Source organism: Ignatzschineria sp. LJL83 (assembly GCF_054871845.1).
In genome coordinates this window covers 57,959-73,251 of the sequence record NZ_JBTXLY010000012.1, presented here as the reverse complement: position 1 = coordinate 73,251, position 15,293 = coordinate 57,959, and the positions used below count along the sequence as shown (strand labels likewise).

Here is a 15,293-nt window from a genome sequence, read left to right as displayed (position 1 = left end):
AGATCTCCTAAAAATGGGATGTAATTTTCTATTAAGCGCGATTTTTCCAAGCTTCAACGAGGGCTTCGATAATATCTCTGCCTAAGAATGTGCCTTTCACTTCATCAATCTGACGAATGCCGGTTGGGCTTGTCACGTTGATCTCTGTGAGGTAATCGCCGATCACATCTAAACCCACGAAATAGAGTCCACGTTTCACTAATTCAGGACCTAATGTTTCGCAGATTTTACGGTCATTTTCAGAAAGTTCTTGAACAACGCCGGTTGCGCCTGCCGCTAAGTTGCCGCGTGTTTCATTTTCTGCCGGCACTCTTGCAAGAAGATAGGGCGCAGGTTTACCGTTAATGAGAATAATGCGTTTATCCCCTTTTGTAATTTCAGGAATATAGCGCTGAACCATAATGGACGTTGTGTTGTGCTCGGTTAATGTTTCCAAAATCACGTTAAGATTTGGATCCTTCTCCATTACTCTGAAAATAGAGCTTCCGCCCATGCCATCAAGGGGTTTCACAATGGTATCGTGATGCTTTTCAATAAATGCTTTGATGTGCGAGCTTTGGCTTGTAACTAAGGTGTCAGGGCATAATTCTGGGAACCACGCCGTAAACATCTTTTCGTTACAATCACGAAGTGAATCAGGGCGATTACACACCAGTGAACCTTGCGTTTCCATCAGCTCTAAAAGGTAAGTCGTGTGAATGTAATGCATGTTAAATGGCGGATCTTTACGTTGGAGCACGATGTCGTTTTCCCCAAAGATAAAGTTCTCTTTTTCGCCAAGAGAATACCAATCTTCTAAGCTTGCGAGTTGATTATCACCGGCAAGATTTAACGTGACGTTTTGCGCCGTTGTTTGCACAACGCCATCTAATAGATAAATCGACTTCTGCTCTGTGTAGTAAATAGGAAGACCGAGGCTTGCCGCGCCCATCATCATACCGATGGTGGTATCTTTCTTCGCAAGTAAGGATTCTATCGGATCCATGATAAAGATAATTCTAGGTGTCTTGTTCATAAATGTCCTCAACAGTCATTTTGTGAATCTGTCATCAATAGCTGAGTGATATCTGATTCGTGTATATGTATGATTTATTTGTGATGTTTATTTAATGGTTTTATATGATTGCTGTTTCTTAGAATAGATCATTTCGAAGGTAAGCGAAAATAGATTTCTTTAATAGAAAAGATCAAGGTTTTTAATCTCGATCTTTCCATCTCAATCTTTGCTGTAAAATCTCTGCTGTAATCTTAACCGCAATCCCATTGTTTAGTTTTCTAGGAAAAGATTCGTTTCAGTAGACCAATCGCCGATCACGCCTTGAAGCGTTGAAATTACTGTTAATGCGGCAGTTTCTGTTCGTAAAATTCTAGCGCCTAATGACACGCTTTTTGCGCCGGCACTTTGTAGTTGCTCGATCTCTTCTTCCGTTAAACCACCTTCAGGACCAATCACGATAGTGAAAGAGTGGGGTAGTTGGGAGTTTTCAGAACTGTTTTCTTGATCTAGTAATTGATCCGGCAATCTCAAAAGTTGGAAGGATTTTAAAAAGCTTCCAAGTGAATGCTCTGCTGTCGGCGCAAGGGTGATAATCGTTGTGTTCATGGTTGGCAAGACATTTTGAATCCATGAATCTAAAGAATGCGGTTCATGGAGCGTTGGTGGAATATTGAGTCCGCACTGTTCGCAAGCGGAAGTAATGATGTTATTCCAACGATCTAAACGCTTTTCAGTCTGATCTTTTTTAAGATGCATCACGCTTCTCTCAGTCGCTAACGGCGTAATCGATGTAACTCCAAGCTCGGTACTTTTTTGTAGCACAAGCTCCATCTTTTCGCCTTTCGCTAAGGATTGTAGAAGATGAATCTGAATTCTACTGGTGCGATTGATGGGATTAAACTTCTTAAGACGAACCGTGAGATGACGTTTTGCAATCTCCACGATATTGCCGTGATATTCTCCGCCTTCGCCGTTAAAGAGAATGATCGGATCATTCTCACGACTTCTTAAAACGCGAGCAATGTAGTTATATTCTTCATTTTGTAATGTGATATCTTCGCCAATGGCAAGGATCTGGTTCAAAAAAAGGCGCATAAGCTTATCCTTTGTCTTCTGAATGTATAAAGAGTAAAGGCGTTTAATCTGCTGACTAAACGCCTTTTGACTGATTTTGATATGGAACGTTAGTTAATTCTAACTACTGATTTCTTTGGCGTGCAAGATCCGCAATCGACATGCCGGTCTCTTCATCATCATATTCATCATCGAAGAATGATTCTTGTTCATGTGCGCTACGAATATATTTCACACCTTTGTTTTTAAGGAACTGATTACGATATTGTAGGTAAGCTTCACGTTGGAAAACATATGGGTCTAATGCCGCAGACTTTGTCACAGAATCCACATCTAATAATTCGCTTCGAAGATTCACAAGTCCCACAGTATAAAGCCCCACAGCTTGCCAATCTGTGAATGCGTATGTTGCAGGATTCACGAAGATATCGGCCACGGTTCCAACAGTATCACGAGAGGTAGAAGGACCGACAAACGGTACGACAAAGTAGTTACTATTTGCCCAGCCCATTTTTGCAAAGGTCGTTCCCATATCGTTATCATTTTTTGGAGGAAGATGGAAAGTATCTGTTAAGTCGATAAAGCCAAGTAATCCAAAGGTGGAGTTAAAGACGAAACGATGTACGCTTTCAAGAGCTGATAAAAACTCGCCTTGGGTCACATGAACAACGGCATTATGCGTATCACCCAAGTTTCTTAAAGAGTTTGCAATTCCCGTTCTTGCTGTTTGTGGTACAACTGTTACATATCCTTCCGCAACAGGTTTAGAAATCGCTTTATCAAATGCCGTATTAAACTCATAAGTAGGTCTGTTATAGCCTTCATACGGATCATACGGATTTGGGTTTTTACCCGCACATGCCGTAATAATGCCGGCAATCATTAGTGTGCTTAAAAGGCGAAAATATTTCATAGTGTTTTCTCAGATTTAAATAATTTTACTGTCAATTGTAACAGGAGTTTTTATAAGAAAGTATATCTTATTGTTTTTATAGTCATCAGTTACGATATCTCTATGGGGAGATTGTGCCGTATCTGAAAGAAAAAGTATCTCATTATGGATGATCAAGGTGCTTCATAATTAGAAGCACCTCGATATATAGCGAGTTAGGATTTTAAGCCAATCCCTTTATTTAGCAAGTAGTACGCTAAGCTAAATAGGACGATAAAGAAGCCTGATAAGAGCAGAATTGCCGTCCAGATATTAATATCTGAAACGCCTAAAATACTATATCTAAACGCACTCACCATATAGAGCACTGGGTTAAAGTACGATACATTTTGCCAAAATTCCGGAAGTAGTGATACGGAATAGAACACGCCACCGAGATAGGTTAATGGCGTTAAAATGAAGGTTGGGATAATAGAGATATCATCAAAACTTCTTGCGAAAATCGCATTAATTAAACCAGCAAGTGAAAATACGAGCGAGGTTAAAAGGAAGATAAAGACCATCAAAAAGGCATTATCTATCTTCATATCAATGAAAAACATTGCCACAATGGTCACAATTCCGCCGACAGCAAGTCCACGAGCAACACCGCCCATCACATAACCGCCGATAATCACAAGATTTGGAACAGGTGCGACAAGCATCTCTTCAATATGGCTAGAGTATTTTGCGCTAAAGAATGAAGAAACCACGTTGGAATAACTATTGCTAATTACTGTCATCATAATTAATCCCGGTGCGATAAATTGCGCGTAGTTGACGCCATCCATATCACCGACACGATCGCCCACTACTTTTCCGAAAATAAGGAAATAGAGAATTGTTGTGATTAATGGCGGTAATAATGTTTGTGGCCAAATGCGGACAAAACGGTAAATCTCTTTGGTAATAATGGTGTAAAAGGCAATCCAATAAGCGCGATTACTCATTTTTTGCTCCTTCTAAATTGTCTGAATTTTGGGGCGCACGATTTGTAATGCGAAGGAAAAGCTCTTCTAAACGATTAGACTTATTGCGCATCGTATCAATTTTGATATTTTTCGTGTTCAGCCCAGTAAATAGATCATTGATCGTATAAGGCTTTGTGATTTCAGCTTCCAAAGTCATAGAATCCACCAGCTTTAAGGTAATGCCATCAATCATTGGTAATTCAACGGCGTGATCACTTAAATCTAAGATAAAGGATTCCGTTTGCAGTTCTCGAAGGAGCGCATTCATAGAGCTTTGTTGAACAATTTCACCGTGATTAATAATGGCGATATTTTTACACATCTGCTCCGCTTCTTCTAAATAGTGCGTCGTGAGAATAATGGTGGTGCCGGCATCATTCACTTTTTGCATGAGTTCCCATGTTTGACGGCGAATTTCAATATCAACGCCGGCAGTCGGTTCATCTAAAATGAGTAATTTAGGATTATGCACTAAAGCTCTTGCGATCATGAGTCTGCGCTTCATCCCGCCAGAAAGTTCCCGAGCCATCACTTTCGCTTTATCGGAAAGATCAAGAAGCGCAAGGAGTTCAGCGGTGCGTTTTTTCGCTTCTGATCGAGGAATGCCGAGATAACCTGCTTGGTTAATGACGATCTCTTCACAAGGCTCAAAGGGGTTAAAGTTGAATTCTTGAGGCACTAAACCAATCATGGATTTCGCAAGATTTTTATTCTTCTGAGTATCCACGCCAAACACTTCAACATTGCCGGAAGTCGCTTGTACAAGATCGGTAATAATACCAATTGTCGTAGATTTTCCGGCACCATTTGGGCCAAGAAGGGCGAAGAAATCGCCTTCTTTCACTTCAAGATTAATGCCTTTTAAGGCGACTTTACCGTTTCGATACTGCTTCTTGAGATCAGTAATTTTTAACGCTAATGGAGTTGCCATAAAATTGATACCTCTAATAGTTCATGAATGGATAGGGTTCTGAAAGGGATTGGGAATATCTTTCAGTAAGAGAATTGAGAAGCGATGTTATTTCTCAACTCTTTCTCAATTTTTGAGATGTTGCTCTAAGTTATTATCTTTAAATCATCATAAAGCTTAAAGGTAATTTATAAAAACTAACACATAAAAACAAATAAAGACCTCTTGCTAATGCAAAAGATCTTTATGATTACTTAAAAGTGTCGATAATTAATCGCGTGATCTTTTCGGTGAAAAACGCTCTTCACGATTAAATGATCTAGTTTCATCACGGCTATGTCTGCGAGAATCTTGTGAACCAAAGCTTCTGCCTTCAGAGCGGTTATTGCTACGATCAAATGAACGACCTTCAGAACGGTTGCTGTTACGATCGAATGAACGACCTTCTGAGCGGTTGTTGTTACGATCAAATGAACGGCCTTCAGAACGATTGCTGTTGCGATCGAATGAACGACCTTCAGAGCGGTTGCTGTTACGATCAAATGAACGACCTTCAGAGCGGTTGCTGTTACGATCAAATGAACGGCCTTCAGAACGGTTGCTGTTACGATCAAATGAACGACCTTCAGAGCGGTTGCTGTTACGATCAAATGAACGGCCTTCAGAACGGTTGCTGTTGCGATCAAATGAACGGCCTTCAGAACGGTTACTGTTGCGATCGAATGAACGATCTTCAGAGCGGTTGCTGTTGCGATCAAATGAACGGCCTTCAGAACGGTTGCTGTTGCGATCAAATGAACGACCTTCTGAGCGATTGTCACGATTGAACGGACGACCTTCAGAGCGGTTATTATCGCGATTGAATGGGCGACCTTCAGAGCGGTTATTATCACGATTGAACGGACGACCTTCTGAACGATTATTATCACGATTGAACGGACGACCTTCAGAGCGATTGTTGTCACGATTAAATGGACGGCCTTCTGAACGGTTGTTGTCACGATTAAATGAACGACCTTCTGAACGGTTGTTGTCACGGTTAAACGGACGACCTTCTGAACGGTTGTTGTCACGATTAAATGAACGGCCTTCTGAACGATTGTTATCACGATTAAATGGACGACCTTCAGGACGACTGCCACGGCTATCATCACGATGTTTGAAACGATCGCCTTCATGACGGCGCGCATCTTGTGAACCGAATGAACGGTTATCACGATTTAGTTCACGGCGACGATCTTGCTGATTACCACCCACACGGCGTGCTTTTGAACGTTGGCGTTCTGTTTTTTCATCAAGCACAACACGTTGATGCTCAAGACCTACAGATTCTACGAGACCTTTTAAAACGTCTGCATCAATATCAATAAATTGACCTTCACGAAGACCTTTTGGTAATTCCACGTTGCCGTAACGAATACGGATTAAACGTGAAACCATTAAACCTTGTGATTCCCAAAGACGACGAACCTCACGGTTTTTCCCGCCTTTTACCGTCACGTGATACCAGAAGTTTGCACCTGTGCCACCTGACCAAAGGATATCTTCAAACTTAGAAAGACCATCTTCAAATTCGATGCCTTTCTTCATATTATCAGCCATCTCATCAGTGAAATCGCCGATAACACGAACTGCATATTCACGCTCTAATTCGTGAGATGGATGCATTAAGCGATGCGCTAATTCACCATCATTTGTTACTAAAAGAAGACCTTGCGTGTTGATATCTAAACGGCCAACAGTGATCCAACGACCATCGTTAATGCGTGGAAGACTATCAAAAATTGTCGGACGACCTTCAGGATCGTGACGGGTTGTAATTTCGCCTTCAGGCTTATAATAAATAAGCACACGACGTTCTTGTTCGCCATTTTCGATCGAAATTTTACGGCCATCAAGGAGAACAGTTTCAGTTCCATCCACTTGACATCCGAGCTCTGCTGTTTCGCCGTTAACCTTGATACGGCCTTCGCTAATCCAACTTTCGATTTCTCGGCGTGAACCCAATCCTAGGTTCGCTAAAACTTTTTGTAAACGTTCTTTCATGATGCCCTTAAAATAGGAGTGTTAAATGGCGATTATTATAGCGGATTCTCGTGCTAAATTGTAGCTTCTTGCAATAAAACGTGAATAAAACCAATCTTGAAGATTAATGTAAAGAGAATCATGAGCTTCATCTGTAGGCTTTTTTAGAATGATTGCCGAGAAGTGAATGTAATGAAATTATAGAGAAATTGGTTTAAGAAAGTTCAATAGTTAAAGTGCAATAGTATTGCAAGAGTAAAGAAGAGATTGATTCATAGCAGGGGTGCATGTTTACATTTTTTGAAAATCCCATGCCAGCGCTGTTCCTCATTTTTAGAATTTTAAGCCGAAATAACGATAGGACTATTGGGTTCTTAAAACATAAAAAATCCCAAGTGATTTCTATTCGAAACAGTTCTTGGGATTTTTAAAATAGCGTATCTATTTACTATTTAAATAGTATTTGAATGCCTGATCTGAATCCTTGCCGGCAATTATTTCTTCGCTTTAAGCTTTCCTTCTTCGCCGTTTAATAAGCGTTGAATATTCGATTTATGGCGATAGATGAGGAAAACATCCATAAAGATTACGGCATAGACAATCTCAATGGGCGCATTAAAGAAATAGAGGAAAAAGGGTACTGAAACCGCCGCAATCAATGCTGAAAGGGAGGAGATCTTCGTGATGATGAAGATCACAATCCAAACACCAAAAGCGCATAATCCTACTAGAAAGTTTAATCCTAAAATCGCACCGAGCGCAGTCGCAACGCCTTTTCCGCCTTTGAAGCCAAAAAATATTGGGAAAAGATGCCCTAAGAATGCCATCACGGCAACGAGAGAAATCGTGAGCGCTGATTGATCTAGCAATTTCGCGATAAGAACCGGAATAAGTCCTTTTAATAGATCGCCAAGAAGCGTTAATGCCGCTAATTTTTTTCCGCCAATGCGCATCACATTTGTCGCGCCAGGATTGCCGGAGCCTTCTGTTCTCGGGTCCGGAAGACCTGCGATTTTACAGAGAATAATGGCAGAAGAGAGCGAGCCAATAAAGTAGCTTGTAACAATTAAAAGGTAACCTAAAAGCGTGATATCCATATTTTAACAATCTCGGATGTGGGAAAATTAGGAGTTAGTTTCTCGTTTATTTTCCATGTAGTCAAAAAAACGTGTGATACGTTCGGGTTTTAATGTCTTGGTCATCGGCGGTAAGCTATCTAAAAAACGCTTGCCGTAACGGCTTTTTGATAAACGAGTATCGGCAATCACGAGAACGCCGTAATCATCATGATCTCGAATCAGCCTTCCAACACCTTGTTTCAGCGCAATGATCGCTTTTGGCAGTTGATAAGTGCTAAAAGGATCGTAACCTTGTTCGCGGATCAGATCCATTTTCGCTTGTTCAATCGGGTCGCCCGGCGATGAAAAGGGGAATTTCTCAATAACGACGCAAGAGAGCGCATCGCCTTTTACATCCACACCTTCCCAAAAGCTCATGGTTCCAAGCAAAATACCATTGCCGGATTCTTTAAAGGCTTCGATCAACTGCATTTTCGGCAAATCGCCTTGCACAAAAAGTGGATATTCCGTTTTACGTTTTAAGAGCTCTTTCGCTTCATTGAGTGCACGATAACTCGTGAAGAGAATAAAGCTTCGACCTTTTGTAATATCGATTACCGGCAATACCGCATCAATCATCTCCGGCAAAAACTTGGGATCATTGGGAAGTGGTAGATGATCAGGATGATAAAGTAGGGACGTTCTCGGATAATCAAATGGGCTATCGAGCTTTAAGGTATTTTTCTTAGAAAGCCCAAGCGGACGGCAAAAATAGCTGAAATCATCTTTTACGGCAAGGGTTGCGGATGTGAAAATCCAACTTGCGTTTAAGATGCCGCTATTTTTACGAAACTGTTCTGAAATATCGAGCGGTGTGGAATGAAACGTAATATTAAACGTATAGGTTTCAAGCCAATTAATGGCATTCACGGAATCCGGCGTTTTATCGCCAAGCAGAAGAATTTTCCACGTCACGATAATCTCTTCTAACCGCTCCACAAGTTTTGTGAAGATTTGCGCCCGAACTTTAAGCGGATCGACAATGGTTAGGAGCGTTTTCGCAATATCGTAAATCTCTTGGAAGAGCGTTGTGATAACAGGGTTTTCTTCAAACTCCGAGAGCGCATAACGCTGATTATATTGCGGCAAGGCTTTTCGAAGCTCCGTGAGTGCCTTAAAGAGCGCATCTGCCGCTGTATCGTGGCTACTGAAATCAGAGGCTTCTACGGCAATGGCTTTATTGAGATCATCAATCCAATCGTGAAATTGCTTTGTGGAAAGCTGCGTACTGAAGAACAGTCCGGCAGTTTCGGCAAGTTGATGGGCTTCATCAATAATGATAATTTCTGCTTCCGGCAAAATTTCGCCAAAACCATCTTGTTTTAAAGCAAGATCGGCGCAGAGAAGGTGATGATTCACCACGACAATATCGGAATCCATCGCTTTTTTACGAGCTTTAAAGACAAAGCATTCCTCAAAGTCTGGGCATTCATTATGAAGGCAGTTTTCTGTGGTAGAAGTGACTTGTGACCAGAGATCAGATTCTGTAATGCCGGAAAGTTGCGTAATATCGCCGGTGGCGTCTTGTTGTGCAAAGCGTTCAATTCTAAAAAACTGCTCCACTTGTTTCTTGTTCTCAAATCGTCCACGAGCTCGAAGGGTTTTCGTTCGGTAAAGACAGATATAGTTCGCACGACCTTTAAGGAGTGCCGTTGAAATCGGATGCTTAATCAAGCCTTGAAGTAGCGGAATATCCTTTTCAAAGAGCTGATCTTGAAGGTGCTTTGTTCCGGTAGATACTAATGTTTTCTTTTTTGATAAGAGCGCCGGCACAAGATACGCAAAGGTTTTTCCCGTTCCGGTTCCCGCTTCTACGATTAACGTATCGTGCTCATCAATGGCTTCGGCAATTGCTTCCGCCATCATAATTTGCTCTGCACGAGGCTGATAGCCATTAATCTTTTGGCTTAACGCACCGTTATCGGAGAAAAATTGGGTAATGGGCTCTTTATTCATATCGTATCGTTATTCTTGCGAGGATCTATCGTTCTGTGAGTTGAAAATGAAGCTCTATTGTAACGGTTTTTAGAAAAACTGTTGTAGCAAAGTAATCAGAGTTATAGAAATAGGAGAGAAAAGAAGATCGTAGATAAAAAAGAAAGATCTTAATTTCTTAAGATCTTTAAAGGCCTCACAACTTACAGAGGAAGGGGGTAAAGAGTCATATTTATTGTTTTTGTAAAATTACCTAATTTATAGATCTAATGTAATTCGGTCATGTTTTGCACGGGATACGCATGGCATAATGGTTTGTTGGGAGGCTTTTTCTGCATCACTGAGGTATCTGTCTAAATGTTCAGCCTCACCTTCAATAATATTGGTTTCACATGTGCCACAATAACCATCACGGCATAGGCAATCTATGTCAATGCCAGAGCCCTCTAACGCTTGTAAAATAGATTGATTGGATTCCACTTGTATTTCAATCCCGCTTTTTGCTAAGACAAGCGTGAATGCATTGGCTTCAGTAAGGGGATCTGATGAGAATTTTTCCCAATGAATATATTCATCTCGATAGCGATTACGATGACCGCTTTCTATAACCGCATCAATCAATCCTTGAGGGCCACAGACGTAGATATGTGTTTGTTTAGGTTGATTTGCTAATAGTTCATCAATATTCAGAGATTCATTGTGACTATTAATGTAGTAGAAACAGCGATCTGCATGCATGCTTTGCTGAAGATCTTCGGTTAATGCCCCATGTTCAGGTGCACGAAAGGCATAGTGCAACTCATAATCAGCATTACGATCAGAAAGTTCTTTTAATTGTGGAATAAAGGGGGTGATACCAATTCCACCGGCAATTAATATATGTTTTTGCCCTGTGTTAGATAGCTCAAACATATTTTTAGGTGTTGAGATCGTCAGAATATCATCGACTTTCACATTGTTATGCATGAATTTAGAGCCACCTTTGCCATCTTCTTCTAATCTCACACAAATTTGATAGTGAGTCTGATTATCGGGTTGGCTCATTAAAGAGTAGGCATTATTGAAATCTTCAGCCCCATTTTTCATCTGAACGATGATATGACTGCCACCACTGAATTCAGGGAGTAAATTCCCGTTAATATCTTCTAATGTGAAGCGCTGGATGAGAGGCGTTAGCTGTTCTATCGCTGTGACTTTGACGTTTAATGATTCTTGCATATCTCCCATTTTGAATCCCTCTTATTATTGATGTTTGTGAGTGTGTTTGTTGTAATTATTGTTTTTTATGATTTTTATAATGATTGCTAAGTTGTAGTAAGAAACCGCTCTTATGAGGCGCTAGTATAGATATAGAACTAGTGATACTTGATAAGAGCAGGTTTCTCACTTTTTAGCTTGTTTTTTGTAAAGTAAAAGCTAGATTAATCCTGATGTACTTGAGCAATTAGGCTATGGAAGTAAGCAATTCCATGCTCGCTAATGCCAGATCTTTGTCTATCCGTCATGATTCTGCCTTGTCCACGATAGCCTTTTGATTTCAGACCACGTTGAACGCTTTCCACTAAACGAAGATCTTCAGGGCGGAATACTGTGCGATACCATTCAATAAGATCTTTCTGTTTTTGTGTGAGCTCTTCATTTAAGAAGAAGATCTCATAATGTTGAAGTGTATTTTCTGCATCAATAGGGTACTCGTAGATGACTGTCATAAAGTCGCTACCTGGATTGACATTAAACATTGTTGCAGGCCATGCCCAAAAACCATGGAAACTCGCATCTACAACGGAATCATCTAGTTTGAAAGATTTTTCAGAAGAGCGCGCAAAACCATATTGTAAAGACCAATTACCATGCATTGTATGCCAGTATTTATCTACTTGAACTGAATCCGCAAAACCGGGATGAGCAGGGCCACAGTGGTAACATTCCATGTAGTTATCGACGATGACTTTCCAGTTTGCAGGAGTATCTGTAATATACCTTGCAGCTAGTTTTAGGTCATTAATAACGGGGCAAGCTTCAAACATTTTTTCTGCTAAACCTGGAAGCTGTTCTTCAACAGACCCGGAGTTTGGATCTAGATTGATGAAAACAAATCCTGCATATTCTTCTACTTTGATAGATGAAAGATGTGACCCTTCCGTATCGAAACTTTCAACATTGTCACAGTTACGAGCTAATGCAAGTGTTCCATCAAGTTTAAATGTCCATGCATGATAAGGACATGTGATCACATTTTTAGCTTTACCACTCCCTTCCATGAGTTCATGTCCACGATGTGGGCAGACGTTATAGAATGCGCGTAAAACATTATCTCGACCTCTGACAATGAGGATATTTTCCCCAATAATTTGGCGCGTTATATAGTCATTCGGATTGGCGAGTTCGCTAATATGAGAAACGCAGATCCAACTTTTATCAAAGATACGCTCTTTTTCGATCTCAAAAATTTTCTCTGAGGTGTAGTATTCTCTCGGCAATGTCCATGCTACATCAGGATCATTACAAAAATCTTTAGGAAGTTTAGGGATTTGTGACATAGTTGTTCTCCTTTAGGGATTATGGATGACTTAATATGTGAGTCATTGATTAATTATTATGAGTAGTGAGCGACTGAATTACGCCCACATAGAGCGAATCGCTTGTAAAAAATTTAAATAAAATTGATAGACATTGGGGCAATCTCGCCACATGCAAATCGAATTATGAATAATGGATTGAGCTTCATATAAAGTGACATCTACCCCTTCTTTTTGAAGTAACTCAAAGTAGGCAACTCCTTCATCTAGAAGAGGGCTCCAAGGGATAACTCCTATCCAAACTTTAGGGACTTTAGAGATGTTTTTTGCCAGAAGTGGTGAGTTCTCCTTGAGTACGTCTTTGAGTGCTTCAGGTACATAACGTTCATAATAGAAAGAAATATCACTTGGGTTAATCATAGGTGCTTTCGCATGATCTTCGTGGCTTGGAAAAGACTCTGTGAGAGATAAGCATGGAGAGAGCAGAGCGATCCCCGCAGGCTGAATCTCTTCTTTTGAGATCATAGAAGCTAAGCTTGTCGCTAATAAAGCCCCGACTTCATCCCCTGCCAATACGATTTTATTAGGATTAATATTCCATAAAGAAAGATGCTCTATTAGGTAATTCCATCCTTCTAATGCATCCTCAAATGCGGCAGGATATTGATGCTCAGGAGCTAATCGATAATCTACACAGAAAATCCAAGCATCGAGCGATCGAGCCATATCCCCCGTTAAGAATTCGTAGGCATCCAATCCTCCACATTCAAATCCGCCACCATGAAGATAAAATACGATGGGCCATCCCTCTTTCGGAGTAGAAGTTGTAGGTTTATAGATACGATATTTCATATTATGTGTATTAGATAAGGTGCCATCTTCTACTAAATATGAGTCATCTCTTAAGAATGAATAGTGAGCATACATTGCATCAAAAGCAGCTCTGCGGGAATCAATATGTTCATCTGCTGCGGAATATACAGTGCTCCAATGAACGAGTTGTTCCATCTCTTCATTTAATAAGTAATCTTGTTTAGTCATTTTATGGCTCTCTTAATTTGGTGTTTTTTCAGATGAAAGTAGAACAGCCGTTTCAGGAGTTATTTCTAATTTTTTATTCATTTTTCTCATCATTTTTTCTATCTTATGCGCCGGCATTTGAGAGTAGTCTTGATGGAGCCATGCTATGAGTCCATAGGTTTGTACTAGAATAATGACTATGAAAGGAATTGCGGTAATGATTGTGGCGGCTTTCATGGTTTCTAAAGGTGCATTGGAGTACATCATGGCTAATGGTACAAGAGTTAGCATGACGCACCAGAAGAGACGATCTTTTGGAGATGGATCTTGTCCTTCTTGCAATCCTTTAAGGCTAGCCGCAGATACTGCATAACCTACTGCATCCATGTGTGCTGCGAGAAAGATTGCCATGATGAAGAGAAATATCCACATCATAATTGTGCCTAGAGGAAGTAATTGTAATAATTCTCCAATAGCGTATTCACCACCAATTTCCGTTAACATATTAGGAACTTCAACAATTCCATTAATAAAACTATGAACGCTGTAGTTTTCAAATACTCCGTATACAAACCATAATCCTGCACAACCACCCACAATCATTGCTGTAATAACTTCTCTGATGGTTCTACCGCGAGAAACACGTGTAACAAATAGCGCAACGCCAGGAGCATAAGAGATCCACCATAACCAGTAGAATACAGTCCATTCTCTCGTAAATTTGCCATCGCCCATTGGGTCTGTAAATAGGCTCATTTCAACGAAATTTGTCATCATTAAACCAATGCTACTTAAACTGTTGTTTATAATAAATTGAGTAGGTCCAAAGATCAGGACATAAGCTGCGAACAGAACGACACCAATACAGACCATTTGACTGAGGCGTCTCATTCCACTATCCATTCCAACATAAGAGCTAAGCGCAAAAAGAACAGAAACACTTAAGACAATGATTGCTTTAGTAGTAAAGGTGTTTGGAATACCTGTCAGGATTGAAAGAATATTCGCAAAAGTAGCAGCAGTAAAAACTAGAGAGATTGTTAATGCGCCAAACATGCAAAGAATGAAGAGTAAATCAACGAGTCTACCCACAGGGCCCGTTGCTTTAAGTCCTGTAACGGCTTCAATCATTGCTGCCAAACTTAAACCTTTATTTTTACGAACATGGTAGTGATAGCACAAACTAATAGAGGCTAATGCATAAATCGCCCAAGCGCTAATACCTGAATGGAAGAATGAGTATGCCACGCTAAATCGAAGGGATTCAGGGGATTCTGCTGCAATATTTAAACCGGGGGTTTGATAATAGTATGCCCAATCAAGAAATCCCCAATAGAGCGCGGAAGAGCCAATTCCAGAGAGGATAAACATAAATATCCATGAGGGAGTTGAATACTGAGGTTTTCCAGATCCTAGTTGGATTTTTCCATACTTACTACATGCGAGTAGTACGACAAATAAGAAACCAATGAAAGTGAAAATAAGTACAGGGGATGCAAAAGTGGTTGTTGCAATATGCATTAGATCAGCCGCAATATCGACTGCTACAGCAGGGTATGTTGCAAGAGCCCAAACAGATGAAAAAACAATTAATAAACTAAGGGCGGACAATAGTAAATCGCGCTGAGGCTTTTGTTGAGATAATTCCATGTTTCCTCCTTGGAAAATTTACTTAACATTGTTGATTCTTATTGATCAATATTAGTTTTTATAGATGTTAAGCTTTTGAAGTGTTGGATTTTCTTAAAATGGATTAAGAAAGTAAGGGGATATTTTTTTAAATATCGTCAATT

Annotated in this window: 11 protein-coding genes and 1 pseudogene; all 12 read right to left on the bottom strand. The window is 40.3% G+C overall.

Going from position 1 to position 15,293, the window contains the following annotated elements:
- Positions 1-31 precede the first annotated feature (31 nt).
- Positions 32-1,015, bottom strand: a complete 984-nt coding sequence (gene gshB, locus ACYSN2_RS08790; protein WP_461749882.1) for a glutathione synthase — start codon at positions 1,013-1,015, stop codon at positions 32-34.
- 252 nt (positions 1,016-1,267) lie between these two features.
- Positions 1,268-2,092, bottom strand: a complete 825-nt coding sequence (locus tag ACYSN2_RS08785) for a 16S rRNA (uracil(1498)-N(3))-methyltransferase (protein ID WP_461749881.1) — start codon at positions 2,090-2,092, stop codon at positions 1,268-1,270.
- A gap of 103 nt (positions 2,093-2,195) precedes the next feature.
- A complete protein-coding gene (locus tag ACYSN2_RS08780) occupies positions 2,196-2,984 on the bottom strand; it encodes an MlaA family lipoprotein (protein WP_461749880.1) in 789 nt (262 codons plus the stop codon).
- Positions 2,985-3,178: 194 nt separating this feature from the next.
- On the bottom strand, positions 3,179-3,952 hold the full coding sequence (locus ACYSN2_RS08775; protein WP_461749879.1) for an ABC transporter permease: 774 nt from the start codon (positions 3,950-3,952) through the stop codon (positions 3,179-3,181).
- A complete protein-coding gene (locus ACYSN2_RS08770) occupies positions 3,945-4,904 on the bottom strand; it encodes an ABC transporter ATP-binding protein (protein ID WP_461749878.1) in 960 nt (319 codons plus the stop codon). The genes ACYSN2_RS08775 and ACYSN2_RS08770 overlap by 8 nt, the downstream gene beginning before the upstream one ends.
- 249 nt (positions 4,905-5,153) lie before the next feature.
- Positions 5,154-6,929: a 23S rRNA pseudouridine(2605) synthase RluB gene (gene rluB / locus ACYSN2_RS08765; protein WP_461749877.1), complete on the bottom strand. Its 1,776-nt coding sequence runs from the start codon at positions 6,927-6,929 to the stop codon at positions 5,154-5,156.
- Between the two features lie 473 nt (positions 6,930-7,402).
- Positions 7,403-8,005: a glycerol-3-phosphate 1-O-acyltransferase PlsY gene (gene plsY / locus ACYSN2_RS08760; protein ID WP_461749876.1), complete on the bottom strand. Its 603-nt coding sequence runs from the start codon at positions 8,003-8,005 to the stop codon at positions 7,403-7,405.
- A gap of 27 nt (positions 8,006-8,032) precedes the next feature.
- Positions 8,033-9,982: an ATP-dependent DNA helicase gene (locus ACYSN2_RS08755; RefSeq protein WP_461749875.1), complete on the bottom strand. Its 1,950-nt coding sequence runs from the start codon at positions 9,980-9,982 to the stop codon at positions 8,033-8,035.
- Positions 9,983-10,219: 237 nt separating this feature from the next.
- Positions 10,220-11,188, bottom strand: a complete 969-nt coding sequence (locus ACYSN2_RS08750; RefSeq protein ID WP_461749874.1) for a PDR/VanB family oxidoreductase — start codon at positions 11,186-11,188, stop codon at positions 10,220-10,222.
- 194 nt (positions 11,189-11,382) lie between these two features.
- A complete protein-coding gene (locus ACYSN2_RS08745; protein ID WP_461749873.1) occupies positions 11,383-12,501 on the bottom strand; it encodes an aromatic ring-hydroxylating oxygenase subunit alpha in 1,119 nt (372 codons plus the stop codon).
- A gap of 78 nt (positions 12,502-12,579) precedes the next feature.
- Positions 12,580-13,521, bottom strand: coding sequence for an alpha/beta hydrolase (locus ACYSN2_RS08740; RefSeq protein WP_461749872.1), 942 nt, complete (start codon positions 13,519-13,521; stop codon positions 12,580-12,582).
- A 57-nt stretch (positions 13,522-13,578) separates the two neighbouring features.
- Positions 13,579-15,150 (bottom strand): annotated as a pseudogene (locus ACYSN2_RS08735) (BCCT family transporter); the annotation flags it as partial.
- Positions 15,151-15,293 lie beyond the last annotated feature (143 nt).

Coding starts and splice junctions, on each gene's coding strand:
- ACYSN2_RS08780 (WP_461749880.1), bottom strand. CDS start 2,984: ATGAAATATTTTCGCCTTTTAAGCACACTAATGATTGCCGGCATTATT.
- rluB (WP_461749877.1), bottom strand. CDS start 6,929: ATGAAAGAACGTTTACAAAAAGTTTTAGCGAACCTAGGATTGGGTTCA.
- ACYSN2_RS08745 (WP_461749873.1), bottom strand. CDS start 12,501: ATGTCACAAATCCCTAAACTTCCTAAAGATTTTTGTAATGATCCTGAT.
- ACYSN2_RS08785 (WP_461749881.1), bottom strand. CDS start 2,092: ATGCGCCTTTTTTTGAACCAGATCCTTGCCATTGGCGAAGATATCACA.
- gshB (WP_461749882.1), bottom strand. CDS start 1,015: ATGAACAAGACACCTAGAATTATCTTTATCATGGATCCGATAGAATCC.
- ACYSN2_RS08740 (WP_461749872.1), bottom strand. CDS start 13,521: ATGACTAAACAAGATTACTTATTAAATGAAGAGATGGAACAACTCGTT.
- plsY (WP_461749876.1), bottom strand. CDS start 8,005: ATGGATATCACGCTTTTAGGTTACCTTTTAATTGTTACAAGCTACTTT.
- ACYSN2_RS08775 (WP_461749879.1), bottom strand. CDS start 3,952: ATGAGTAATCGCGCTTATTGGATTGCCTTTTACACCATTATTACCAAA.
- ACYSN2_RS08750 (WP_461749874.1), bottom strand. CDS start 11,188: ATGGGAGATATGCAAGAATCATTAAACGTCAAAGTCACAGCGATAGAA.
- ACYSN2_RS08755 (WP_461749875.1), bottom strand. CDS start 9,982: ATGAATAAAGAGCCCATTACCCAATTTTTCTCCGATAACGGTGCGTTA.
- ACYSN2_RS08770 (WP_461749878.1), bottom strand. CDS start 4,904: ATGGCAACTCCATTAGCGTTAAAAATTACTGATCTCAAGAAGCAGTAT.